The sequence below is a fragment of the Methylobacterium oryzihabitans genome (assembly GCF_004004555.2).
Lineage (GTDB): Bacteria > Pseudomonadota > Alphaproteobacteria > Rhizobiales > Beijerinckiaceae > Methylobacterium > Methylobacterium oryzihabitans.
The window spans coordinates 87081-111028 of sequence record NZ_SACP01000005.1; the positions used below are offsets into that span (position 1 = coordinate 87081).

Consider the following 23948-nt stretch of genomic DNA (forward strand, 5'->3'; position numbering starts at 1 on the left):
CCTCTCACGCCAGCCCCTGCCAGATCGCGTCGAGGGCGAGGCCCGCGAACAGGATCAGCCCGGCGTCGCGGTTGGAGCGGAACAGCGCCAGCGCCCGGTTGCCGTCGCGGGGATCGAGCCGCCAGACCTGCCAGGCGAGGTGGGCGGCGAACAGGCCCGCCCCGATCATCCCGACCGGTCCGGCGCCGGCGAGGTGCAGGGCGACCGCGATGGCGGCGACCGTGACCGCGAAGCAGGCGCCCACCGCCGGCCGGACCCAAGGGCCGAAGAACCGGGCCGAGGACTTGATGCCGGCGATCTCGTCGTCCTCGATGTCCTGCACCGCGTAGATCGTGTCGTAGCCCACCACCCAGGCGATCGTGCCGGCGTAGAGCCACAGGGCCGGGGCATCGAGGCTGCCGGTGAGGCCGACCCAGCCCATCAGGCCGCCCCACGCGAAGGCGAGGCCGAGCACGACCTGCGGCACCGGCATCACCCGCTTCATGAACGGGTAGATCGCCACCGGCGCCAGCGAGGCGAGGCCGACCAGGATCGCGACGCGATTGAACTGCAGCAGCACCGCGAGCCCGACCAGCGCCTGCAGCGCCAGGAACACCGCCGCATCGCGGGTGCGGATCTGCCCGGACGGCAGCGGGCGCAGGCGGGTGCGCTCGACCCGGCCGTCGAGGTCGCGGTCGGCGATGTCGTTGTAGGTCGAGCCGGCACCGCGCATCGCGACCGCGCCGACCAGGAACAGCAGCATGTGCCAGGGGTCGGGCCCGGTGCGGCCGACCGCGGTCGCCGCGAGGGCGGCCGACCACCAGCACGGCAGCAGCAGCAGCCACCAGCCGATCGGCCGCTCAATGCGGGCGAGCCGCAGGTAGGGGCGGAACCGGGCCGGCGCGTGCCGGTCGACCCAGTGGCCGCGCACGGCATCCGCGACCGGGCGGTCGTGCCCGGCGATCATCGGGACGGGCCCGCGGCGACCGGTCGCCGGGCGGCGCGGCTCAAAGGGCGCCCTGCGGCAGGCGGTAGCTGCCGGTGAGGCCGGGGCCGCCGAGCAGCCCGCCACCGCCGCCTCCGGCGGCGTTCTGCGCCGCCTGCTCGCGGGCGCGCTTCTCCATCACCGCCTGCTGCTTGGCCGCGGCGCAGATCTTGCTGTGGATGCCCGTGACCTTGGTGTGGTCGGCCTTGAACCCCTCGACGAACGAGTCCGGGATCGAGCACCAATCCTTGTTGGCGGTGATCCACTTCAGTCCCTCGTTGCCGTTGGCCTGGAGCTTGCCGAACACCGTGCAGGCCTGGGAAGGCGTCATCTTGACCTTCTTCGACTGCGACGAGGCGTTGATCTTGGCAACGATGTCCTTGCGCTCGCTGAGCGTCTTCTGGATCACGCTGCAATCGGCCCCCTGCGCGAGGGCCGGGGCGCTCGCCAGCACGGCGGCGAGCACGGCTCCGGCGATGGTCGCCAGGGTCATCTGGAACATGCGGATCATCTGTCTCATCCCCCCGCGATCGGGCCCTAGCACGACAGCCCGGATGCCGCGAGGTGCGGTGCGGCGGCGCACCGGGCCATCCCCGAAGAAATCGTTGCCGTCCGCGTCGAAGCCCATGCTTCTGCACGGGAATGTGGCGGCTTTAGAGCGCCGGGCCTCCCGGCACCGGCATGGCCGCGCTTGCTTCGCGTAATTGACAGCCGCCTGCCGCCTCGGCGACGAGGGCGGCCATGGCCGCCACCGACTTCTCCACCCCGCGCCTGTTCCTCGACATTCCGATGGCCGCGGGCACCCGCCACACCCTCGACCGGGCGCAGGCCAACTACCTGCTCACGGTCCTGCGCCGCAGCGAGGGCGACGGCGTGCTGGTGTTCAACGGCCGCGACGGCGAGTGGCTCGCCGCGATCGCGCCGACCGGGCGCAAGGCCGCCGACCTCGTCCTGCGCGAGCGGACCCGGCCGCAGACGCCGCCGGGCGACCTGCACTACCTGTTCGCGCCCCTGAAGGCGGCGCGGCTCGACTACGTCGCCCAGAAGGCGGTCGAGATGGGCGCGAGCGCGATCCGGCCGGTGGTGACCCGGCGCACCCAGGGCGACCGGATCAAGCTCGACCGGCTGCGCGCCAACGCCATCGAGGCGGCGGAGCAGTGCGGCATCCTGGCGATTCCCGACCTGCACGAGGCGGTGCCGCTGACCGAGGCCGTGGCCTCCCTGGAACCCGGCCGCGTGCTGGTGTTCTGCGACGAGGACGCGCCGATCGCCGATCCGGTCGAGGCCCTGCGCCGGGCGGCTCCCGCCGGGGGGACGCGGAACGCCGCCCTCCCCCTCGCCGTTGTGCTCGGACCCGAGGGGGGATTCACGCCGGAGGAGCGCGCCCTCATCCTGGAACGGCCCGGGACCATCCGCCTGTCGCTCGGACCGCGCATCCTGCGCGCCGACACCGCCGCCGTGGCGGTGCTGGCCCTGGTGCAGGCGGTGCTCGGCGACGGCCGCGGCGCCTGATCCCCCGCCATCATCCTGACCCAAGACGCATCGAGGCTCCCGCGAGCCGGCCGTCGCGCGGCACACGCCGCCGGCGCCGCGTCCCGTGCGACCGACACCCGGAGATCCTGACAGCATGCAGGCGGAATTCGGTTTCTGCATCGAGGAGGAGGTCTTCGTCAGCGACGCGGCGCGGCGCGATGCCGCCCGCGCCCGCCTGCGCGACCTCCTCGACGTCTGCCGCGGCGCCTTCCCGACCGTGCGGGCCGGCCCGTCCGAGCCGCAACTCGCCTGGACCACCCCGGCCCTGCACGCCTTTGCCGACGCCCGCCGCACGCTCGCCGAGTTCCGCGCCGGCATCGGCGCCCTCGCCCAGGCCCGCGGCCTCGCCCTGATGGCGGCCGGCACCCATCCGCTGGCGCAGTGGAGCCGGGTGCGCCCGCGCGATGCCGCGCCCCGGGACGCGGTCCGGCGCGACCTTCAGATGGTCGGCTGCCGCACGGTGGTGTGCGGGCTGGGCGTCCACGTCGCGGTGCCGGACGGCGTATCGCGGGTCGACGTGATGAACCGCATCCAGCCGTTCCTGCCGCTGCTGCTGGCGCTCTCGACCTCGTCGCCGTTCTGGCAGGCGCAGCGCACCGGGCTGCTCGGCTACCGGCTGGCGGCCTCGCGGGAATTGCCGCGCAGCGGCCTGCCGCCCTATTTTCGCGACGACGACGATTACCGCCGCTACGTCGAGACCGTGATGGCGGCCGGCGCGATCGACGACCTCGACCACGTCTGGTGGGTGATCCGGCCCAATCCGCACCACCCGACCCTCGACCTGCGCATCGCCGACAGTTGCACCCGCCTCGACGACGCGCTGGCGGTCGCAGCGCTGTTCCGCTGCCTCGTGCGCCGGCTCTGCGCCGATCCCGCCCTGCACCGCGATCTCAGCGGCACCTCGCACGCGCTCGTGGCCGAGAATTGCTGGCGCGCCCAGCGCTACGGCATCCACGGCAGCTTCGTCAGCGAGGCCGGGGCGAGCGCCCGGCCGGTCCGCGACGTGCTGGCCGAGACCCTGGCCCTGGTGGCGGAGGATGCCCGCGCCCTCGGCTGCGGCGCCGAGCTCGACCTCGTGCGCTGGATCGTCGCCCGCGGCACCAGCGCCGACCGGCAGCTCGCCCTGTTCACCGAGGCGCAGGGGCGCGGGCTGGCGCCGCGCGACGCCCTGGCCTCGGTGGTGGACTGGCTCACCGCCGAGACGGTCGGGCAGAACCCGACCCGGCACTGACCGGCACTTGCGGGGGAAGCGCCGCGATCACTGCGTCTCGAGCAGCCGGCGGGCGATGACCTGGGCCTGGATCTCGGCCGCGCCCTCGAAGATCGACAGGATGCGGGCGTCGCACAGCACCCGGCTCACCGGGTATTCGAGGGCGAAGCCGTTGCCGCCGTGGATCTGGAGCGCGTTGTCGGCCGCCGCCCAGGCGACGCGGGCGGCGAGCAGCTTGGCCATGCCGGCCTCCAGGTCGCAGCGCTTGCCCTCGTCCTTCTCGCGGGCGGCGAAATAGGTGATCTGGCGGGCGATCGCGATCTCGACCGCCATCATGGCGAGCTTGTCGGCGACGCGCGGGAACGCCACCAGCGGCTTGCCGAACTGGATCCGCTCCTCACCGTAGCGCAGGCCGAGGTCGAGGGCCGATTGCGCGACGCCGATCGCCCGGGCCGCGGTCTGGATGCGGGCCGATTCGAAGGTCTGCATGAGCTGGGCGAAGCCCTTGCCCTCGACGCCGCCGAGAAGGTTCGCCGCCGGCACCTCGAACCCGTCGAAGGCCAGTTCGTACTCCTTCATGCCGCGGTAGCCGAGCACCTCGATCTCGCCGCCCGACAGGCCGGCGACCGGGAACGGATCCGCGTCGGTGCCGCGCGGCTTCTCGCCGAGCAGCAGCGACAGGCCCTTGTGGCCCGGCTCCTCGGGCCTGGTGCGCACCAGCACGGTCATCAGGTCGGCGCGGACCGGGTGGGTGATCCAGGTCTTGTTGCCGGAGATCCGCCACACCTCGCCGTCCTTCGTGGCGCGGGTGCGCAGGGAGGCGAGGTCGGAGCCGGTGTTGGGCTCGGTGAAGACCGCGGTCGGCAGGATGTCGCCGGAGGCGATCTTGGGCAGGAAGCGCTGCTTCTGCTCCTCGGTGCCGCCGCACAGGATCAGCTCGGCGGCGATCTCCGAGCGGGTGCCGAGGGAGCCGACGCCGATATAGGCCCGCGACAGTTCCTCCGAGACGACGCACATCGAGATCTTCGGCAGGCCCATGCCGCCGTATTCCTCGGGGATCGTCAGGCCGAACACCCCGAGCTCGGCCATCTGGCCGATGATCTCGAGCGGGATGTAGGCGTTCTCGCGGTGCCAGTCCTGGGCGTGGGGCGCCACCTCGGCCTGCCCGAAGCGGCGCATCTCGGAGCGGATCGCCTCCATGTCCTCGTCGAGGCCGCTGTCGCCGATCGTCGCCGACGCCTGACCGTCGCGGATCCGCCGCACCAGGGCGGCGCGGTTCCCGGCGGTGTTGCCCTCGGAAATCAGGGTCTCGACGGCGCCGGTGCGGTGGCGGGCGACCTCCTGGGCCGACAGGCCGAGGGAGGTGGTCGGGCGCACGGTCTCGCCCTGGCTCATCGGGATGCCGGAGAAGATCTGGTCGAGGTATTCGCCGAGGCCGATCCGTACGAGCAGCGTCTCGGTCTCGCCGAGCCGGCCGGCCTCGGCGAGCCGCCCGGCATAGGCGGCGAACTGGTCGATCGCCTCGGCGTAGGTCGCGAGCCAGGCCAGCCCGTGGGCGGCGTGCTGCTCGGCCTCCAGCCGCTCCGCCGAGAGGCGCCCCTCGGGCGACAGGACCGAGGCGCGCACCCGCCGGGCGGCGTCGGCGGCCAGCGCCTTGGCGGCGAGGGCGGCCTCTCCGGCGAGGGTCACGAGGTCGGTCGGGGCGGGCGAGATTGCGGCCTGGGCGGACATCGGCATCTCCGGGATTGCACTGTTGCAGTGCATGATAACGGCGAATGGAGCCCGTGTAGAGCGTCCCGTCCGCGGTTGCATCCCGACTTTCGGCGTTCTCGTCCCCAACGTCACCCGGCGGCGCGGCTCAGCCCCGGCTCGCCACCGCGACGCCGGCCACCGCCACCACCATGCCGAGGATCTGCACCGGGGCCAGGGTCTCGCCGAAGCCGAGGAAGGCCATCGCGGCCGAGACCGGGGGCACGAGGTAGAACAGCGCCGAGACGCCGGCCACCGCGCCGCGGCGGATCAGGGCGAGCAGGATCAGGATGCCGCCGACCGACAGGCCGAGCACCGCCCAGGCGAGACCGAAGAACACCTCCGGCACCGCCTCGACCCGGCCGTCCTCCAGGAGCAGCGCGAGGGGCACCGTCATCGCGGCGGCGCCGACGAACTGCACCGCGGCGTTGGTGCGCAGGTCCGCCGCGGCGCCCGTCCGCTTCTGCCACAGGGTGCCGAGCGTGATCGAAGCGGTGCCGCACAGGCACACCGCCAGCGCCTCGGGCGGGATCGCGCCCGCCCCGGCCCCGATCTTCGGCGCCAGCACCAGCCCGGCGCCGACGAAGCCGAGCGCGATGCCGAGCCAGCGCCGCGGCGAGACCCGCTCGCCGAGCAGCGGCCCGGCCGCCGCGGCGGTGAACAGCGGTTGCAGGCTCGTCACGAGCGCGGCGATGCCGGCCGGCATGCCGCGATGGACCGACCAGAACACCGCGTCGAGGTAGAGCCCCTGGATCAGCACGCCGGCGACCAGGGCGTCGCGCCAGCCGCGCCAGCCGGCGGGCCAGCGCGCTCCGGAGACGAGCGCGAGTCCGGTCAGCACCGCCACCGTGCCGAGGAACCGCAGGCTGAGGAAGGTCAGCGGCTCGGCATGCGGCGCCACCAGCCGCGCCACCACGAACCCGGTCGCCCAGATCAGCACGAAGGCGCCCGGGGCGAGCCGCGCGGCGGAGGCGGCCGTATCAGGCCAGGAGATGGGCAGGGAGCGGGGCAACATGCACGATCCTGCAGCACGGCCGTCGCCGGCTTGCAACCATGACGCGGCGCGCAGGCCCCATCCGCCCGGCGCAGGACCGGCTCCGGGCCGCGGGTGCTTCCCTTTGCCGGCCTCATCGCCCTAGGTGAGGCGGCACCGTCCCCAGCGGTCGGTCCGCCGGAGTCCCGAGCCCCGTGATCCGCTTCCGTACCGCCATGGAGATCGCCGCGATCGCGGCCCAGCGCTTCGTCGCGCATGACGGGTGGGCCATCGCGAGCCACATCGCGCTGTCGTTCCTGACCTCCCTGTTTCCGTTCCTGATCCTGCTGACCGCGCTCGCCGGCGTGTTCGGCACCCAGTCGCTCGCCGACGAGGCCGGCAACCTGCTGTTCGAGATCTGGCCGAGCGAGGTCGCGGGCCCGATCGCCGGCGAGGTTCACCGGGTGCTCACCGAGCAGCGCGGCGGCATTCTCACCCTCGGCGCGGTGCTGGCGCTGTACTTCTCGTCGAGCGGGGTCGAAAGCCTGCGGGTCGGGCTCAACCGCGCCTACGGCCTGCGCGAGATGCGGCCGTGGTGGGTGACGCGCCTCGAATCGATCGGCTACGTCATCATCGCGGCGTTCTCGATGCTGACCTTCACCTTCCTGGTGGTGCTCGGGCCGCTGATCTGGCGCGGGCTGGTCCTCGTCGCCCCCGGCATCGAGCCGCTGCAGCTCACCGTCGCGGTCGGCCGCCTCCTCGTCACCGCGCTGCTGATCGCGGTGGTGCTGGTGATCGCCCACAAGTTCATCGCCGCCGGGCGCCGGCCCTGGCACATGGTGCTGCCGGGCGTGGGCGTGACCCTCGGCCTGTGGTTCCTCGCCGGGCTCGGCTTCGGCGCCTATCTCGACCGGTTCTCGGGCGCCTACGTCTCGACCTATGGCGGACTCGCGACCGCGATGGTGTTTCTGGTGTTCCTGTACTGGCTCGCCGCGATGTTCCTGTTCGGCGGCGAGGTCAACGGTACGGTGATCGCCGCCCGCCGCCGCCGGCTCCAGGCCAAGGCCCAGAGCCGGCGCGAGACGGTGAAGCTCTTGTAGCCCGGCTCACGCCGCCATCGCGTAGTCCGGCTCCTCGGGCCCGGCCATGAACTGGGCCCGGGCCAGTTCGGCGAAGCGGCCGCCACGGGCGACGAGGGCGTCGAAGGTGCCGCTCTCGACGATGCGGCCGCGATCGAACACCAGGATCCGGTCGGCGTTGCGGATCGTCGCGAGGCGGTGGGCGATCACGAAGGTCGTGCGTCCCTCCATCACCGCGTCGAGGGCGCCCTGGAGCTTGCGCTCGGTGGCGGCGTCGAGGGCGCTGGTCGCCTCGTCGAGGATCAGCACCGGCGGGTTCTTCAGCAGCGCCCGGGCGATCGAGAGCCGCTGGCGCTCGCCGCCCGACAGCGAGCGGCCGCGCTCGCCGATCACCGTGTCGAGGCCGTCGGGCTGGCGGGCCATGAAGTCGCCGGCCTGGGCGCGTTCGAGGGCGTCGAGCATCTCGGCGTCGGTGGCGTCGGGCCGGCCGACCTGGAGGTTCTCGCGGATCGAGCGGGCGAACAGCATCGGCTCCTGAAAGACCACCCCGATGGTGTGGCGCAGGGACGCGACCGAGAACTCGCGGATGTCGGTGCCGTCGAGGCGGATGGTGCCCTCGTCGGGATCGAAGGCGCGGTGGAGCAGGCTCAGGGTGGTGGACTTGCCCGATCCCGTGGTGCCGACGAGCGCCACGGTCTCGCCGGGCTTCGCCGTGAACGAGACCCCGTCGAGCGCCGGGCGGCGGCCGTCGTAGGAGAAGCCGACCGCCTCGAAGCTCACCTCGCCGTCGAGGTGCTCGATCGGCCGGGCGCCGGGCCGGTCGCGCACCGCCGGCACGGTGTCGAGGATCTCGAAGAACTCCGCCATCTTGGGCGCCTGGAGGAAGAGGCCGTTGATGAAGGCGACGACCTGATCGAGCCGGCCGACCAGCATGGTCGCGAGGCTCATGAACGACACCACCTCGCCGACCGAGGCCAGCCCGTTGAGGTGCAGCACGATGCCGGTGACGAAGATCGCCGTCATCGTGACGGTGGCCGAGGCGCGGGTGGCCACGGCGGCGAGCGCCCACCACGACAGGACCGGGGTCTGGGCGGCGAGCAGGTCGCGGATGATGCCCTGCATCGCCTCCTTCTCGGCCTTGGCGCGAGTGAAGGACTGGATCACCGCGACGTTGCCCAGCGCGTCGGAGGCGTGGGCGGCGAGGCCGGAATGATGGTGCTCGACCTCGCCCTGGAGCGTCTCGGTGCGGCGCAGGACGAAGGCGGTCAGCAGGGTGAACACGCCGACCAGCACCACCAGGATCGCGCCGAGGCGCCAGTTCAGGAACAGGGTCAGCGGCAGCAGCACGCCGAGCGAGACCAGGGCGGCGCAATGGTCGCGGAAGAAGCCGAGCCACAGCCACGCCATGCCGTTGGTGCCCTCCAGCATCGCCTTCAGGATCCGGCCGGAATGGTTGGCCGAGTGGAAGGCGAGCGGCAGTTCGAGGACGTGCTCGAAATAGCCCGCCATCGCGGAGAGCCGCCGGCGATGGGCGAGGCGGTCCGCGTGGAGCGCGATCAGCACGCCGGCCGCGATGGTGAACAAACCGAACCCGACCCAGGCGCCGATCAGCCACAGATCCGCCGCCGAGGCGAAGCCGCCGCCGCGCTCGGGCGCGTGGGTGAGCCGGTCGATGATGCGGCCGAACAGCACCGGTTCGGCGAAGGCCGCGACGGCCAAGGCCACGTTGGCGAGACCGAGCACCGCGCCGAGGCGCAGGTCAGGGCCGAGCTGGCCCATCACCCGGGCATAGAGGCGAAACAGCCGCATCCGATGAACTCCGAGAACCCTCGTCGCGCGGGCATCACGGACCCGACGCCTTCCCCGTTTCGCGCCGTCCCGACCTTGTTGCAGCGGTCGGTGGAGCGGCGCGTGTCCGTCATGGGGCACGGCGCCTGAACGGCGCATGACATGGGTCATTCGAAAGCCCGGAATTGTCGGGTTTTTTACGCTTCGTTGAGCCCGGTTCCCTACCATCGCGGGTGGAACCAGTGCCGCCGGCCGGCGGCCGGCAGGAATTCGGCAGGGCCATGGATCTCGCAACCGGCGCCGGCCTCATCGGCGGCATCGCCGTCGTCATCGTGCTCATCCTGATCGACGGCGGCAACTTCGCGGCCTATTTCGACAAGCACGCGGTGATCGTGATCTTCGGCGGCGCCACCGCCGCCACGATGCTGCGGTTCCCGTTCTCGGTCATCATGCACGGCGTGCCGATGGGGCTGCGCTTCGCCTTCACCATGCGGGCGATCCGCCCGCGCGACCTCATCGAGGAGATCACCCAGATCGCCGAGGTCGTGCGCAAGTCGGGCCCGATGGCGCTCGAGAACATGGAGATCTCGGATCCGTTCCTCGCCCAGGGCGTGCGCTACCTCGCCGACGGCTACGACCGCGAGTTCATCCGCGACACGATGGAGCGGGACCGCGACAACTTCCTGATGCATCTCGACGAGGGCTCGAAGGTCTACCGCGCCTTCGGCGACTGCGCGCCGGCCTGGGGCATGATCGGCACGATTCTCGGCATGGTGACGATGTTCGCCAACATGTCCGATCCCTCGAAGCTCGGGCCCGCGATGGCGACCGCGCTGCTCGCGACCCTCTACGGCGCGCTGATCGCCAACATGATCGCCCTGCCGATCGCCGACAAGCTGCACGTCAAGCTGGAGGAGGAGGACGTGTCGCGCTCCCTCATCATCGACGGCATCCTGATGATCCGCGACGCCAAGAGCGCCTCGCTCGTGCGCGAGATGCTGGTCGCCTACCTGCCGCACAACCACCGCGACGAGCTGGCGCCCGAGCCGGCCTGACCCCGGCACCCACGGCAGGAGGCCGGCCTTGGCGAGGAAGAAGCGCGGCGGTGCCCATGGCGGCCATGGCTGGTTCGTGACCTTCGCAGACCTGATGGCGCTGCTGATGAGCTTCTTCGTGATGATCGCGGCCTATTCGACGCAGGACCAGAAGAAGCTCCAAGCGGTCGCCGGCTCGATGCGGGAGGCGTTCGGCGTCAACAAGGAATCGCGCCTCAACGGCATCATCGAGCGCAACGGCCTGCCGACCAACCCGAAGGTCCGCGACGTCAGCCAGGTCCCGCCGGAGAAGTCTTCCGACCGGACCGCCCCGCCCTCGCCCGACGACCTGTTCGACAACGGCCTGGAGAAGAACACCTACAAGGACTCGTTCTCCTACGCGATGGCGTCCCTGCGTCAGGCGCTCCAGGACCTGCCGGAGATCGCCGAGCTGTCGAAGAACATCGTCATCGAGCCGAGCCCGCTCGGGCTCGACATCTCGCTCGTCGACCAGGACAACCGGTCGATGTTCCCCGACGGCTCGACCCGGCCCAACGACCGAACCCGGCAGGTGCTGGAGCGCATCGCCCCGGTGATCCGCCGGATGCCGAACCGGGTCGCGGTCTCCGGCTACACCGCCGCCGACCGCCCCGGCCGCCGGCCGCCGGCCCCGCCCTGGGAATTGTCGGCCGGGCGCGCGGTCAGCGTGCGCGAGGTCCTGGCCCTGGCCGGGGTGCCCGACGACCGCTTCGCCTCGGTCTCCGGCAAGGCGGACACCGAGCCGCTGTTTCCCGACAACCCCTACCTCGCCGCCAACCGCCGGGTCACCGTGACCCTGCTGCGCGAGGCGCCGCCGACGCCGGTGGGGCGCGGCCTGCCGTAGGAGGCGCGGGTCCTCGCCTCACGCCCCCGCCGGCTTCGCGTAGCGCCCGTCATACTCGCCGCGCTCGATCAGGCGCATCACCTCGGCCTCGCGCGCCTCCTGCGCCCGGACCGCCTCGGCCAAAGCGAGGGCGCCGGCGGCCGGGAAGGTCACGATCCCGTCCTCGTCGCCGACCACCACGTCGCCGGGCGACACGACCCAGCCGCCGATCGCGACGGGAACGTCGATCTCGCCCGGGCCGGTCTTGTACGGGCCGCGATGGGTGACGCCGCGGGCGTAGCAGGGGAAATCCGAGGCGGCGAAGTCGGCGCGGTCGCGGATCGCCCCGTCGACGACGAAGCCGGCGGCGCCGCGCGCCTGCGCGATCGCCTTCATGATGCCGCCGACGAGGGCGCGGCCGGTCTCGCCGCCGCCGTCGACCACCACCACATCCCCCGGCCGGACGATCTCCAGCGCCTGATGGATCGCGAGGTTGTCGCCGCCCCGCACCCGGACGGTGAGCGCCCGCCCGAGCAGGCGGCCGCCGCGGTGGAACGGCTGCAACCCGACGATCCCCGGCAGGCGGCCGAGATTGTCGCTGATCGTCGCGGTGGCAGCTCCGGCGAACGCCGCGAGGATCGCCGGGTCGAGGGCCGGCGCCGCGTTCGGGGCCTGGGTCATGCGGGCGTCTCCGTCCTCGTCGGTCACGGCAGCGCGTAGGCGGCCGGGTCCGGGCTGCTCGTCGGCTCGGCATAGACCCGCTTCAGCTCCGGCGAGAGCGGGACCCGGAAGTTGAGCCCGTTCGGCGGCACCGGCGACTGGAACCACTTGGCGTAGAGCGCCGTCATGGCGGGGCTGCGGTAGAGGTCGGCCGTCGCCCGGTCGGCGAGCGCCTTGAACGGTGCGTCGTCCCGCCGCAGCATGATCCCGTAGGGCTCAGGGAGAGAGAACGCCTCCTCGCTGACCTTGTAGGCCGCCGGCTCCTTCGACTGGGCGATCAGGATGCTGAGCTGGACGTCGTCGGTCACCATCGCGGCGACGCGGCCGGTCTCCAGCAGCAGGAAGCCCTCGGCCGGGTCCTTGGCCGACTGGATCGTCATGCCGAGCTTGCGCTCGCCGTTGACCCGGTTGAGCTGGATCGCGTTGGTCGAACCCGCCACCGTCGCGACCGTGCGCCCCTTGAGGCTGTCGATGCCGTCGAGCCCGGACGCGACCTTCGAGGCGAACCGGGTCGCCGCGAGGAAGTGGGTGTTGGTGAAGGTGACCTGCTTCTGCCGCTCGGCGTTGTTGGTGGTGGTGCCGCATTCGAGGTCGATCGACCCGTTGGTCATCAGCGGGAGCCGGGTCGAGGAGATCACGGTCTGCTTCTCGACGCGCAGGTCCGGCGCCTTGATCTCGGCCTTGATCGCCTCGACGATCGTCTCGCAGATGTCGACCGTGAAGCCGCTGATGCCGTTCTTGTCGTCGAGGTAGCTGAACGGCACCGACGAGTCGCGCACGCCGAGCACGATCCGGTTGGTCTCCTTGATCTTCTTCAGCGTCCCGGACAGCTCCTGCGCCGTGGCGGGGCCGCAGAGGAACGTGGCGGCGAGGAGCGCGAGGATCGGACGCATGAGGTCTCCGTTTCGATGGAAGGGCGCGCGCGGCAGCACCGGATGATGGCGGCCGCAACCCTGCGGCAGCGGGCCGGGCGAAAAAAGCGATAAAAACTTCGCCGGAGACTTGCCAAAAAGGAATGCCACGCGGAGGAGTGCCCGGTGCCGACCCTCAAGCAGCTCGACGCCCTGCACTGGATCGCCGCGCTCGGCAGCTTCGAGCGGGCGGCAGAGCGGCTCGGCACGACGCAATCGGCGGTGTCGAAGCGGATCCACGAGCTGGAGGCGGCTCTCGGCGTCGAGATCTTCGACCGGAGCCAGCGCGGGGCCCGCCTCACCCCGACCGGCGAGGCGGTGCTGGCGACCGCCGGCGACATGCTGGACCTGCGCGACCGGCTGCTCGACTTCGCGGGACAGGATCCTCCCTCGATGCGCCGGCTCCGCTTCGGCGTGACCGAGCTGACCGCCATGACCTGGCTCCCGGCCTTCGTCTCGGAGCTGCGGGCCGCCTATCCGCGGGTCGCGCTGGAACCGGAGGTCGAGCAGAGCGCCGACCTGCTCGAACGGCTGGAGAGCGGCAGCCTCGACTTCATCGTCGTGCCGGACGTGTTCTGGCACTCGGCCTGCCGCGCCGTGCCGCTCGGCAGCGTCGAGAACGCCTGGTTCAGCAGCCCCGGCCTCGTCGGCGAGCCGCACCCGATCGGCCTCGACGAGCTGATGACCCGGCCGATCCTGGTCCAGGGCAACCGCTCCGGATCGGGCCTGTTCTACGAGCGCTGGCTGCACCAGCACGGGGCGAGCCCGCGCCGGGCGATCCGCAGCAACAGCATGACCGCCCTCGTCGGCCTGACCATGGCGGGAATCGGGATCAGCTACATGCCGCGCCTGTGCCTCGGCGGCATCGTGGCGAGCGGCGACCTGCGCATCGTCGAGACCGATCCGCCGCTGCCGCCGGTGACCTACGTGCTGATGGTCCGCGCCGGCGAGGCGCAGACCCTCGTCGCCACCGTCACCGACCTCGCCCGGCGCACCTGCGACTTCTCGCGTCCGGTGCGCTGGAGCTGAACGCGGATCACTTCGCGACCAGCAGCGCCCAGTACACCTTGTACTTCGAGCCCGGCGCGTAGGCGGTGGCGATGCCCATCCGGGTCGCGTCGGGGTCGAGCAGCACCGCGTTGTGGGGCGGGCTGTCGCGCCAGCCGGAGAACGCCTCGGCGAGGGTGTGGTAGCCGGCCGAGAGGTTGGCGTGCGGATCCGAAAAACCCATCCGCGCCGCCACGGTCTTGACGATGTCGGCCTGGCTCGGCCGGCCGGCGGCGGCCATCGCGGCGGTCTCGGTCACCGCGAGCTGCTGCAGGCCGGGATCGAGGGCGAGCATCGGCAGGCCCCTGTTGCGGCGGTAGGCGGCGATCATCTCCTGCGCCGCGCCGGCATCGAGCTGGGCGTTGGCGGCGTTCATCGGCCAGTACAGGCTCGGGGTCCCCGGCGTCGCCGGCACGCTCGCGTCGAGACCTCGGGCGCAGGCGGAGACCAGCACCAGCAGGCCGAGGGCGAGGACGGGCCGGAGACGGGCGGGGACGACAGGGATCAAGGGACACTCTCGGGCGTTCGGCGGCGGGCCTCCGCGGCGGGGGCCTCGCCGGCAGGCCGGTCCTCGGCGGCGCCGCGGCCGGGGACCGCGACCGAGGTCGTTCCCACCGTCCGGGCGATCATCCCGAGGGCGTCCTGCATCGGTTCGAGACCCTGGACCGTCACGATGCTCGCTCCCGGCCCGAGATTGGGGATCAATCCCTTCTCGGACAAGGTGCGGAACACCGCGAAGTTGAGATCACTCTGAACTTTCAGTTGCGACGCGACGTCGGTGATCATCGCGATCAGCTCGAATTCGAGGAACGGATCGCCGATCTTGCGGAAGACCACCCGCGGCGGCGGCTCCTTGAGCACGTCGGCATGGGCCTTGGCGCAGGAGACGATCAGCTCGGCGGCGTTGACCGGGTCCTGGTTGCGCAGGACGTTGACGGTGATCGCGACCCGGCCGACCCGGTCGCCGCGGACCCGGTTCTTCACCACGCCGGAGATCAGGTTGGAATTCGGCACGATCACCGCCGAGCGGTCGAAGGTCTGGATCTCGGTCGAGCGCACGCTGATGCGCCGGACGTAGCCCTCGTTGTCGCCGATCACCACGAGGTCGCCGACGCGGATCGGGCGCTCCCACAGCAGCAGCAGGCCCGACACGAAGTTGTTGACGATCGACTGGAGGCCGAAGCCGATACCGACCGACAGCGCGCCGGCGACGATGGTGACCTTCTCGAGGCTGAGGCCCAGATACGAGAACGCCACCGCGAGGGCGACCAGGAAGCCGACATAGCCGGCGATGGTCGCGATCGAGTTGCGCAGGCCGAGATCGAGGTCGGTCGCCGGCAGGTAGGTGTTCTCCAGCCAGCGCTTGATCGCCCGGGCGATCACGATGCCGACGGCGAACAGCGCGAGCGCCACCGCGATCGTCGACAGCGAGATCGTCACGTCGCCGACCTTGAAGCCGAAGAACGCCGCCCGCGCCGAGGCGAGCAGGTCGGTCGAGTCGACGCCCCAGGTGGCGAGCAGGATCACCGCGGCGGCGGTGAGCAGCACCACCCGGACGAAGCCGGTGATGAGCACCGCGATCTGGTTGAGCGAACGCTTGCGCAGGCCGGTATTGGCCTGGAGCGCGGTGGCGAAGCCGGAATCGTTCTGCAGCGCCCCGCCGACGAAGCTGTCGACGCTGAGGATGCACAGGGTCAGCATCGACGCGGCGACCGCGGTCCACAGCAACTGGTTGATGAGGAACGACGACAGCGCGATGTAGCCGGTGACGGCGCTCGCGGCGATCGCCGCGACCACGATCCAGCCGACGAGGCGCAGCGGCCCGCCGATCCCGGTGGAGGATTCCGCCGCGACGTAGGGGCCGAGGCAGGCCTCATCGGTCTCGGCCCGGGCGGCGAAGCGGCGCAGGCCGATCGCCAGCACCACCGCCACCACGAGGGCGAACAGGCCCTTGGTGACGATCGTCACCGGCAGGCCGACCGAGATGCCGGCGTTGAGGGCCTCGATGGTGCGCCCGCCCGTGATGACGACCGCGATCCCGACCGCGAGGCGGTTGATCCGCTCGGCGGTGGCGTCCTCCATCGCGATCAGCCGCCAGGCCGGCCGGCCGGGGGAGAGCAGCGCGTCGGCCATCGCCTCGACGACCGCCACGAAGGCGATCGCCCCGAGCAGGCTGTGGAACACCGTGAGCAGGCGGGCCGGCATCACGTCGGTGACGTCGACGGTGTAGCCGACGACGAAGCTGCCGAGCACCGCCGGGACCGCCCCGATGAGAAAGACCCGCCACGCGGCCAGCACCTTGGCGCCGCGTTCCGGCGCGCGCGCCGCGGACGCGCGGTGGCCGACCGCCGGGGCGATGTGCCGGCGCCCGATATAGAGCGCGACCGAGACGCCGATCGCGAGGGCGACGAGGAGGAGGCGAAAGGGCGTGCCGTTGCGCTGGACCTGAACCACCGCGTCGGCGGCCGCGGCTTCCAGCGACTTCAGGTCCCGCGGCACGTCGCCGAGCGCCCGCTGCCACAGGTCGGGGCTGACCAGCGGATCGGTGCGCTCGAACAGCGCCCGGGTAAAGGCGGTGCGGCGCCGGTTGCTGATCTGGTCGGAGATCTGCTCGCTCTGCACCAGCAGCGAGCGGGCGATGCGCAGGGTGTCGTCGGTCTCGGCGACCGCGGCCTCGCGCTGGGCCCGCTCCTCGGCCACGTCCTGGGCCTCCGGCGCGTCCTTGGGCTTGGGCCCGATCTGGTTCAGGCGCTCCTTGGCGGCGTCGAGCCGGGGGCCGAGATTGTCGATGACCTGCCGCAGGCGGTCGGCGACCGGATCGATCCCCTCGCGCAGCATCGCGAGGTCGTCCTTGTTGAGCTCGCGGTTGGAGAGCGCCTTCTCGCGCTGGTCGAGATCGGCCTTCTCGTTGTCGAGCTGGGCGCGGACCTGCTGGATCTGCTCGGAGATCGGCGGCGGCTTGACCGGCGCCGCGGGAGCCGGAGCGGCCGGCGCCGGCGCCCCGGCGGCGGGCTTGTCGGCGGCCGGGCGAGACGGCGCGGCGGCAGGCTTGGCCGGTGGATCCTGCGCGACCGCGAAGCCGGGCGCCAGGACGGCGGCGGTCATCAGGGCGGCGATCCATCGGCGAAACCGTCTCATGCGTGGTCCTTCCGGTCGTGGCAGGTGCGGCGCGGGCACCCGGCTCGGCGATCCCGCGCACGGGGGTGACCTAGGGCAGGGTGCGGCGCGGTGAACAGCGCCCGTCATGGCCGGCCATCGCGGCGGAATGAGGCCGCCGGGGGCAAGTCGTCCCCAGCCTGTGGGCCGCGACGTCTGGCCCGGCCGGCGAACCTTCACAAGCCTGTCATCGTGATATTAGACTTAGCCCCAATGGACACGGCCTCCTCGTTCCACGCCGCCCGGGCGACCACGGTCCCGCCGGGCCGGCCGCAAAGCCGGTCCGGGTGCCCCGCCCCGGTGCCGCCCCCCGTCGGCGGTCCCCCGCGGGTCCGTGCCGGCTGGCCGCCGCGTCCTCTCCTCCTCACTCCCACCGGCCGGCCCGGAGGATAAGGCGATGGCTCCCATCTCCTGCCTCCGCGAGCGGTCCGAAGGCCGGCCTCGCGCCGGGCCCTTCCACCGCGGCCGGTCTCCCCGCCAGGGCAGGATGATGCTGGACAGTCGAACGCTTCTCCGTCGTGCGGCCGGAGGGCCGCTCTCCTCGTCCCGCGCCGACCGGATCCGGTCGGCGGCCGGGATGGACAGCCGGGCGGGAGGGCGCGCATGAGTGCCGACCTCCAGACCCTCGTGCTCAACGCGGATTACCGTCCGCTCTCCTACAATCCGCTGTCGCTGTGGTGCTGGAAGGACGCGCTGACCGCCCTGTTCCTCGACCGGGTGACGCTGGTGGCGACCTACGACGCCCAGGCCCGCTCGCCGAGCAAGAGCTTCCAGATCCCGAGCGTCGTCGCGCTGAAGAGCTACGTCACGCTGGCGCGCACGCCGGCCTTCACGCGCTACAACATCTACCTGCGCGATTCGTTCTCGTGCCAGTACTGCGCCGTGCGGCTGCCCTCGGGCGGGCTGACCTTCGACCACGTGGTGCCGCGCTCCCGCGGCGGGCTCTCGACCTGGGAGAACGTCGTCGCGGCCTGCTCGCCGTGCAACCTGCGCAAGGCCAACCGGACCCCGGCCGAGGCGGAGATGCCGCTGCTGACCGAGCCGCGCCGGCCGACCCGCTACGAGCTGCACCACCGCCAGCCGGAATTCGACCACCGCCAGTACCACCATACCTGGCTCGACTACCTGTACTGGGACAGCGAGCTGGAGAGCTGAGCCCCCTCCCCCGCTGGCCGGCGGGACGTTGCGTTCCCGGTCCCGGGCGTCTAGTCCGGAACCGTCGCGGGCATGCTGCGGCGCAGCAACGAGGATGCGGCCGATGACGCGGACGACGGGTGCGACGGTGCCGGTGCTGGACGGGATCGCGGATCTCGCCCCGCGCTTCGACCTGATCCTCTGCGACGTCTGGGGCGTCCTGCACAACGGTGAGCGGGCGCATGCGGCAGCCGGCGAGGCGCTGACGCGCTTCCGCGCGTTGCCGGGCGAGCGGCCGCGCCGGGTGGTGCTGGTCTCGAACGCCCCGCGGCCGGGCTCTTTGGTGCAGGCCCAGCTCGACGGATTCGGCCTGCCGCGCTCGGCCTACGATGCGATCGTCACCTCGGGCGACCTGACCCGGGCGCTGATCGCCGCCAGCGCCGGGGAGCCGGTCCACCATCTCGGTCCCGAGCGCGACCTGCCGATCTTCGAGGGGCTCGACCTGCGCCGCACCGGAGCCGAGGAGGCCGCCCACGTCGTCTGCACCGGGCTCCTCGACGACGAGACGGAGACGGCGGAGGATTATCGCGAGCGGCTCGCGGCGATGCAGGCGCGGGGCGTGCGGATGATCTGCGCCAACCCCGACCTCGTGGTCGAGCGCGGCACCCGGCTCATCCCCTGCGCCGGCGCCCTGGCGAGCCTCTACGAGCACCTCGGCGGCGAGGTGGTGTGGGCCGGCAAGCCGCACCGCCCGGTCTACCAGGAGGCGGTCGCCACCGCCGCGGCGATCGACGGTGTGGAGCCCGTCGCGCCCGGACGGATCCTCGCCATCGGCGACGCGATCCGCACCGACATCGCGGGGGCGCACGGGTTCGGGGTCGCCTCGCTGCTGATCGCCCGCGGCATCCATGCCGCCGAACTCGGGATCGAGGGCGGGGCGACGCTCGGCGACGTGGCGCACTGGCTCGAACGCCAGCCGGTCCATCCGGACGCGATCGTCGAGCGTCTGCAATGGTGACGCGGCACGCCGTCAGGAGAACAGGGCGTCGATCGCGTCCTGGGGCGTCGCGGGTCCCTTGAGCTGGGGCCCGTTGAGCATCAGGGTCTCGGCCCGGGACTGGCGCTTGGCGTCCTCCGGATCGAGCTTGGCCTCGCCGTCCTGGATCTTCACCGTCGTGGCGAAGCTCTCGAGGCGCTTCTCGAGCTGGCCGAGGGCCTCGACCACCTTCGAGATGCGCTGGCCGGTGATGTCCTGGAAGGTGCAGGCCTCGAAGATCTCGTAGATCCGGCTCTCGACCTTGGCGCGGTAGCCGTCGAGGGTCGAATCCTCGATGACCAGGATCGCCTCGGCCGCCTCCATGATCGAGTTGGTGGCGCCGGCGGTCGCCGCCACCACGCTGCCGAGCTCGTCATGAGCCATCGGCAGTCGGTCGCGCATCAGCTCCTGCGCCCGCAGTGCCGCGATGCCGGATTTCAGCCGGGTGATGTAATCGGCGATCTCCTTGAGTTCGCCGACCACCGCCGGATCGATCCCGCTCGCCTTGGGCGCCCGGCCCGCCGGCTCCGGCCGTCGCTCGGCCGGGGCATCGCCCAGCACCCGAGCGATCGACGAATAGACTCGTTCCGTCGTCTGCCTCAGCACGACCCGCTCCTTGCCGGTCCGTCGCACCCCGTGCGCCGGGCGTCGCCACCCGGGGGAGGTCATGGGGCCGCCACAGGCCCCACGCATCCCGCCTCGCCCGCTCCCGATCGCCGGACCGCGACGCGGCCCGGAACGCGGCGGCCTCGCGCCGCCGGCGCGCTCAGGCGCCGCAGACCGCCTCGATCTTGGTCTTGAGGGTCTGGGCGTTGAACGGCTTGACGATGTAGTTGTTCACACCGGCCTTCTTCGCCGCGATGACGTTCTCGGTCTTCGACTCCGCCGTCACCATGATGAAGGGCGTGGTGCGCAGGCCGTCGTCGGCGCGGACGTGGCGCAGCAGCTCGTAGCCCGTCATCGGCTCCATGTTCCAGTCGGAGATGACGAGGCCGTATTTCTTCTGCTTCAGCTTGGCGAGGGCGCCGGTGCCGTCCGAGGCGTCGTCCACGTCCTCGAAGCCGAGCTGCTTGAGCAGATTGCGGATGATGCGGACCATCGTCTGGTAATCGTCCACGACGAGGATCGGCATGCCGAGGTCAAGGGCCATCGTTTCGGCTCCGTTCGCGGGCGGGGCGCGTCGGCGCGCATCGCTCCTGCACCAGTGATCGAGAGAAGACGCCGGATCGCGCTTCTGCCTGTCCGGTGTAGTCCGGCCGCCTTGCGAAGCCGTTAATCGGATACGGAAGCGGTGGATCGTCGATCGTCGCGCCGTGGAGAACCATCGCTCCGACTCTACAGACGTGGTGATCCGGGTGTTTCGACTTACCTTTCGTAAAGGTTGCTTTTTCCCTTCCGCATGGAACCTCGCGCGGATGGGGGCGGAGAGTCCGCATGGGCGAGCCGGATCCGCCGGACGGCCGCCGGTCCTGCGCCGGCGCCCCGCGCGCTTGACCCCCCCGGCGGATTTCGACAGGGTCGCGCGGCCGCGGCGGGGGCCGCGGCGTGACCGCCCTCATCGCGCTGACCCGATCGGATCCTCATGTTGCCGAGCGACGAGACCGCCGCGACCCCTCCTGCGGCGTCCTCCCCGCTGCGTCCCGCCCCGATCGTCAACCGCGACGGCGACCCGGTGCCGGCCCGCCTGCGCGGGGCCGTCGCGGCCCTGGGCAACTTCGACGGCATCCATCAGGGCCACCGGGCGCTGATCGCGGCGGTGCGCGAGGAGGCGGCGGCGCGGGGCGTCGCCGCGACCGTCCTCACCTTCGAGCCGCATCCGCGCGAGTTCTTCGCGCCCGACCGGCCGATGTTCCGCCTCACCGACGAGGCCGCCAAGCTGCGGGTCCTCGACCGTCTCGGACTCGACGGCGTGTTCGTGCGCCGGTTCGACGCGGCGCTCGCCGGCACCGGGGCGGAGGGGTTCGTCGCCGGATTGCTGCGCGGGGAACTCGGCCTGTCGGGCGTGGTGATCGGCCACGACTTCCATTTCGGCCGCGGGCGCGAGGGCACGCCGGAGGTCCTGCGCGCCTTGTGCGCCCGCCACGGCCTCGCCTGCCGGATCGTCGGCGCGGTGGCGCCGGGAGCCGGCGCGGCCCCGGTCTCGTCCAGCGCGATCCGGGCCGCCCTCGAAGCCGGCGACGTCGCGGCCGCCAACCGCCTGCTCGGCTACCGCTGGTTCGTCACCGGCACCGTTCGCCACGGCGACAAGCGCGGGCGCACCCTCGGCTTCCCGACCGCCAACATGGCGCTGCGCGCCTGCGGCCTCGCCCACGGCATCTACGCGGTCCGGGTCCGCCTCGCCGACGGGTCGGTGCGGGACGGTGTCGCGAGCTACGGGCGTCGCCCGACCTTCGACGACGGGGCGCCGCTGCTCGAAACCTTCCTGTTCGACTTCTCCGGCGACCTCTACGGCCAGGAGGCCGGCGTCGAGTTCGTCGGCTGGATCCGCGGCGAGGCCCGGTTCGACGGCGCCGAGGCGCTGGTCGCGCAGATGCACGACGACGCGGCGCGGGCGCGCCGGATCCTCGCAGGGGACGCCACGCCCTCGATGCTCGGCTGAGCGGTCAGTCCGGGGCCAGTTCGCGGGCCGGCCCCTCGATCGCGCGGCCGTGCGGACGTGGCCGGCGTCGCGTCTCGCGCGCCTCGTCGTCGCGCTCCGGGATCAGCACCGGATCGGCCGGGGTGACGCTGCCGGTGGCGTCGATGTCGCCCGACAGCGGCGGGGGCGGCGGGCGGTCGCGGGCGGCGGCCGGGACGGCGAACAGGGCGAGCGCTGCCACAGCGGCGAAACGAATCGGCATCGGGAACCTCCCGTCGGGGAACCGCGCTGGACTCGCGGGGTCAACCCGCTGCCCGGCGCGTCCGTTCCGGGTGTCTCACGACCCCGGCAGCAGGATCGTGCCGTCGTCCGGGTCGACCAGGAGCGCGACCGGCGGCGGTCCCGGCGGGCAGGCGGCGGCCGGCACGCGGACCCGGAACCCGATCCGGCGGCTCTTCACGCCCTCGAAGCCCGGCCTTTGCGCCACGTCGCCGCGCTGCCGGCGCGCGAGGTCGGCCCCCGCCGGCACGCCGCCGCAGAAGGCGAGCAGGACGAAGCTCCGGTCCGGCCGGGCCGAATCGAACGCGAAGGCGCGCAGGCGCGCCTCGGTGTGGGTGACCCGGTCGAGCCCCTCGACCGCCGCCCGGATCGAGGCCGGCGGCGGGCGGCCGGCGAGGGCTGCCGCGGCGCTGTCCGGCGACAGCCAGGAGGCCGGCGGGAACGCCGCCGCGAGGTCGGCGGCGCGGGCGAGCCGGCGCTCCTCGCGCACCGCCTGGACGCTGCCGAAGCCGGCGGTGCCGAGGAACAGCGCGAGCCAGGCCGCCATCACCCCGGCGACGCGGCGGCGGGGCGCGGCGTCGATCGCCCGCCGCAGGACGCGGTAGGCGCGCAGGTCCCACGGCCCGAGGAGCGCCGTCGCCGCCAGGATCGCGGCGATGCAGGCCGGCCACAGCGCCGGGCCGGACCAGCCCGCCGGGGCGAGGTGGAGGACCAGGAAGATCACCGGGACGTGGGCGAGGTAGAGCACGTAACTCCAGTCGCCGAACCGCAGCGCCGCGCGGGTCATCGGCCCGTCGTCGCGCACCTGCCGCCCCTGCACCGCGAGGCCAACCGCCAGGATCGCCGCGAGGCCGCACAGCCACCGCGCCGTCGTGATCGGTACCACCGTGCTGGCGAGGACCAGCGGCGGGACGAGCAGAAGCAGAGCGGGATGCAGGTGGTGGCGGGCGAGCAGGCGCGGCAGCAGGAGGCCGGCGGCGAACGGCGCGCAGGCGCTCGCGACGAGGACGAGGTGCAGCGGCGGCTGGGCCCCGGCGACCGCCGCGGGCGGCAGCAGGCACCACGCCGCGGCGAGCACGACGAGCCAGCCGGCCGCGACGGCGGTGAGGCGGGAGGCCGCCCCGGCCAGGGCGAGCCCGAACAGGGCGACGTAGAAGGTCAGCTCGAAGACGAGGGTCCACTCGACCCCGAGCGGGTAGGTGCGCGGCCCGCTCGGCGCCAAGGTGAGGGCGAAGAAGCCGATGCTGAACCCGAGCTTCAGCAGCGCGAACAGGCCGCCGAACAGCAGCGTCACCGCGAGATAGGCCGGGACGATGCGGGCCACCCGGTGCGCCAGGAACGTCGCGGGCGCGGTGCGGCCGAGGAGCCCGGCCATCAGGAATCCGGAGATCGCGAAGAAGATCGCGACGCCGAACGCCCCCAGGATGCCGTCGAGCATCGGGACGGCGCGCGGGATGCCCCGCAGCATCTCGAGATAGGCCGCGACGTGGTGGATCACGACGCAGGACGCCGCGACGAAGCGCAGGATCTGGAGATTCGGGATCTGGCCGCGCGGAAGCGCCGGAGACGCCTGAAGACCATTCGGCCGCGTGCCGGCAGGCGGTGACGTCAGCACCCGTCGATCCCGTCGTCCGGCATGGCAGTTCCGCTCCCCGGTTGCATGAAGTGGTGGCGCCGCTCTAGCGCCGTTGCCCGCGGCCGTGAAGGGCGCGGGCCACCGTGTCGACGGGCGCCGCCGCAATCGCCCGCTTCCCCCACCGCCCCAGCGCTGCTAGAAGCGCCGGATGACCGTTTCGCACCCGCGCGCCGCCGTGACCCGGCGAATTACGAGCCCGGCTTCCGCCTGAGGGCCGCGTCGTGCGGCCGCGGAGGCCGGGATCCTGCCGCCATCCGCG

The 23948-nt window shown here is 72.4% G+C and carries 22 protein-coding genes; 9 read left to right on the plus strand and 13 right to left on the minus strand.

Annotated elements, in window-relative coordinates:
- Positions 1–4 precede the first annotated feature (4 nt).
- Together ubiA and EOE48_RS07250 are read right to left on the minus strand one after the other, a co-directional pair.
- Complete coding sequence (ubiA, locus tag EOE48_RS07245; protein ID WP_127728123.1) at positions 5–946, minus strand: 4-hydroxybenzoate octaprenyltransferase; 942 nt, start codon at positions 944–946, stop codon at positions 5–7.
- 40 nt (positions 947–986) lie between these two features.
- On the minus strand, positions 987–1466 hold the full coding sequence (locus EOE48_RS07250; RefSeq protein ID WP_127728233.1) for a hypothetical protein: 480 nt from the start codon (positions 1464–1466) through the stop codon (positions 987–989).
- 239 nt (positions 1467–1705) lie between these two features.
- Here EOE48_RS07250 and EOE48_RS07255 point away from each other — a divergent pair, with 239 nt between their 5' ends.
- Positions 1706–2476: a 16S rRNA (uracil(1498)-N(3))-methyltransferase gene (locus tag EOE48_RS07255; RefSeq protein ID WP_127728124.1), complete on the plus strand. Its 771-nt coding sequence runs from the start codon at positions 1706–1708 to the stop codon at positions 2474–2476.
- Positions 2477–2591: 115 nt separating this feature from the next.
- Positions 2592–3728, plus strand: coding sequence for a carboxylate-amine ligase (locus EOE48_RS07260; protein ID WP_127728125.1), 1137 nt, complete (start codon positions 2592–2594; stop codon positions 3726–3728).
- 27 nt (positions 3729–3755) lie between these two features.
- Here the strand turns inward: EOE48_RS07260 and EOE48_RS07265 are convergent, their stop codons facing one another.
- Positions 3756–5438, minus strand: coding sequence for an acyl-CoA dehydrogenase family protein (locus EOE48_RS07265; RefSeq protein ID WP_127728126.1), 1683 nt, complete (start codon positions 5436–5438; stop codon positions 3756–3758).
- 127 nt (positions 5439–5565) lie between these two features.
- Positions 5566–6471 carry a DMT family transporter gene (locus EOE48_RS07270; protein ID WP_127728127.1) on the minus strand — a complete coding sequence of 302 codons (906 nt, stop codon included), beginning with the start codon at positions 6469–6471 and terminating at the stop codon, positions 5566–5568.
- Positions 6472–6665: 194 nt separating this feature from the next.
- On the opposite strand from EOE48_RS07270, the gene EOE48_RS07275 reads away from it, so the two are divergent.
- Complete coding sequence (locus EOE48_RS07275; protein ID WP_187371345.1) at positions 6666–7529, plus strand: YihY/virulence factor BrkB family protein; 864 nt, start codon at positions 6666–6668, stop codon at positions 7527–7529.
- Positions 7530–7535: 6 nt separating this feature from the next.
- Here the strand turns inward: EOE48_RS07275 and EOE48_RS07280 are convergent, their stop codons facing one another.
- On the minus strand, positions 7536–9317 hold the full coding sequence (locus EOE48_RS07280) for a glucan ABC transporter ATP-binding protein/ permease (protein ID WP_127728128.1): 1782 nt from the start codon (positions 9315–9317) through the stop codon (positions 7536–7538).
- Positions 9318–9577: 260 nt separating this feature from the next.
- Between EOE48_RS07280 and EOE48_RS07285 the strand changes: the two genes are divergently transcribed.
- On the plus strand, positions 9578–10351 hold the full coding sequence (locus tag EOE48_RS07285; RefSeq protein ID WP_127728129.1) for a motility protein A: 774 nt from the start codon (positions 9578–9580) through the stop codon (positions 10349–10351).
- A gap of 28 nt (positions 10352–10379) precedes the next feature.
- Positions 10380–11213: an OmpA/MotB family protein gene (locus EOE48_RS07290; protein ID WP_127728130.1), complete on the plus strand. Its 834-nt coding sequence runs from the start codon at positions 10380–10382 to the stop codon at positions 11211–11213.
- An 18-nt stretch (positions 11214–11231) separates the two neighbouring features.
- Here EOE48_RS07290 and EOE48_RS07295 read toward each other — a convergent pair whose 3' ends face one another.
- Positions 11232–11873, minus strand: coding sequence for an RraA family protein (locus EOE48_RS07295; RefSeq protein WP_127728131.1), 642 nt, complete (start codon positions 11871–11873; stop codon positions 11232–11234).
- A 23-nt stretch (positions 11874–11896) separates the two neighbouring features.
- The gene (locus EOE48_RS07300; protein ID WP_127728132.1) at positions 11897–12805 is read right to left on the minus strand and encodes an amino acid ABC transporter substrate-binding protein; all 909 of its coding nucleotides are present in this window, start codon (positions 12803–12805) and stop codon (positions 11897–11899) included.
- A 144-nt stretch (positions 12806–12949) separates the two neighbouring features.
- Between EOE48_RS07300 and EOE48_RS07305 the strand changes: the two genes are divergently transcribed.
- On the plus strand, positions 12950–13852 hold the full coding sequence (locus EOE48_RS07305; protein ID WP_127728133.1) for a LysR family transcriptional regulator: 903 nt from the start codon (positions 12950–12952) through the stop codon (positions 13850–13852).
- A 7-nt stretch (positions 13853–13859) separates the two neighbouring features.
- Here EOE48_RS07305 and EOE48_RS07310 read toward each other — a convergent pair whose 3' ends face one another.
- Both EOE48_RS07310 and EOE48_RS07315 read right to left on the minus strand, forming a co-directional pair.
- Complete coding sequence (locus EOE48_RS07310) at positions 13860–14246, minus strand: CAP domain-containing protein (protein ID WP_127728235.1); 387 nt, start codon at positions 14244–14246, stop codon at positions 13860–13862.
- A 128-nt stretch (positions 14247–14374) separates the two neighbouring features.
- The gene (locus EOE48_RS07315) at positions 14375–16975 is read right to left on the minus strand and encodes a DUF3772 domain-containing protein (RefSeq protein ID WP_246154021.1); all 2601 of its coding nucleotides are present in this window, start codon (positions 16973–16975) and stop codon (positions 14375–14377) included.
- Positions 16976–17629: 654 nt separating this feature from the next.
- On the opposite strand from EOE48_RS07315, the gene EOE48_RS07320 reads away from it, so the two are divergent.
- Together EOE48_RS07320 and EOE48_RS07325 are read left to right on the plus strand one after the other, a co-directional pair.
- Positions 17630–18181, plus strand: coding sequence for an HNH endonuclease (locus EOE48_RS07320; protein WP_127728135.1), 552 nt, complete (start codon positions 17630–17632; stop codon positions 18179–18181).
- Between the two features lie 103 nt (positions 18182–18284).
- On the plus strand, positions 18285–19178 hold the full coding sequence (locus EOE48_RS07325) for a TIGR01459 family HAD-type hydrolase (protein WP_127728136.1): 894 nt from the start codon (positions 18285–18287) through the stop codon (positions 19176–19178).
- Positions 19179–19190: 12 nt separating this feature from the next.
- On the opposite strand, the gene EOE48_RS07330 is transcribed toward EOE48_RS07325, so the two are convergent.
- Together EOE48_RS07330 and EOE48_RS07335 are read right to left on the minus strand one after the other, a co-directional pair.
- On the minus strand, positions 19191–19691 hold the full coding sequence (locus tag EOE48_RS07330; RefSeq protein ID WP_246154039.1) for a protein phosphatase CheZ: 501 nt from the start codon (positions 19689–19691) through the stop codon (positions 19191–19193).
- A gap of 271 nt (positions 19692–19962) precedes the next feature.
- Complete coding sequence (locus tag EOE48_RS07335; RefSeq protein WP_127728138.1) at positions 19963–20346, minus strand: response regulator; 384 nt, start codon at positions 20344–20346, stop codon at positions 19963–19965.
- Positions 20347–20778: 432 nt separating this feature from the next.
- Between EOE48_RS07335 and EOE48_RS07340 the strand changes: the two genes are divergently transcribed.
- Positions 20779–21795 carry a bifunctional riboflavin kinase/FAD synthetase gene (locus EOE48_RS07340; RefSeq protein WP_127728139.1) on the plus strand — a complete coding sequence of 339 codons (1017 nt, stop codon included), beginning with the start codon at positions 20779–20781 and terminating at the stop codon, positions 21793–21795.
- Between the two features lie 4 nt (positions 21796–21799).
- Here EOE48_RS07340 and EOE48_RS29100 read toward each other — a convergent pair whose 3' ends face one another.
- Both EOE48_RS29100 and EOE48_RS07350 read right to left on the minus strand, forming a co-directional pair.
- Positions 21800–22036 carry a hypothetical protein gene (locus EOE48_RS29100; protein WP_187371337.1) on the minus strand — a complete coding sequence of 79 codons (237 nt, stop codon included), beginning with the start codon at positions 22034–22036 and terminating at the stop codon, positions 21800–21802.
- Positions 22037–22111: 75 nt separating this feature from the next.
- Positions 22112–23668 (minus strand): acyltransferase family protein, encoded by a 1557-nt coding sequence (locus EOE48_RS07350; RefSeq protein WP_187371338.1) that lies wholly within the window; start codon positions 23666–23668, stop codon positions 22112–22114.
- Positions 23669–23948: the final 280 nt, after the last annotated feature.